This window comes from Vibrio sp. 10N.222.49.C9 (assembly GCF_041474985.1).
In the GTDB taxonomy this organism is placed as follows: Bacteria; Pseudomonadota; Gammaproteobacteria; order Enterobacterales; family Vibrionaceae; genus Vibrio; species Vibrio crassostreae_C.
In genome coordinates this window covers 1-423 of sequence record NZ_JBFRVD010000694.1, presented here as the reverse complement: position 1 = coordinate 423, position 423 = coordinate 1, and the positions used below count along the sequence as shown (strand labels likewise).

Annotated in this window: 1 protein-coding gene; it reads right to left on the bottom strand. The window is 44.4% G+C overall.

All coding sequences use genetic code 11. From position 1 onward, the window contains the following. Window positions 1–332: DUF3859 domain-containing protein (locus AB4585_RS25125; protein ID WP_372171478.1), on the bottom strand; the 332-nt coding region annotated here is incomplete at its 3' end. Window positions 333–423 lie beyond the last annotated feature (91 nt).

The window sequence follows — 423 nt, the reverse complement described above, 5'->3', positions numbered from 1 at the left end:
CCTAGATTGCTCTCTAAGCCATCAACAGGGTGCAACAGCTGAATCGTATCCCCTAGATAGAAATTCCAATCATTACTGCGTACATAGATCTCGCCATCAAAAGGCGCCAGTACCTTGCCCTTCTTATTGATGATTCCAGGATGATAGATGCAGTAATTGAGCAGGGTTCCTTTTGCTTTTTTGATGTTGACGATAAAACCAAATTCTACCCCCTCTTCAGCCGTCACTGTATTGGTAAACTGAGTGATCTTCGGAAGGTCTTTCGAATTCGCATCCCAGTGAGAGTAGATGCCATAAGAGGTGGTTTCGATGATGGGAGTGCGCTTGGCCACGGTTTTTTCTCTATAAGTAAAAGCGCCATTATACACGCTTAATCATGGACAAATGATCGGAAAAACCCCCTCCACCAATGCAAACGTTACG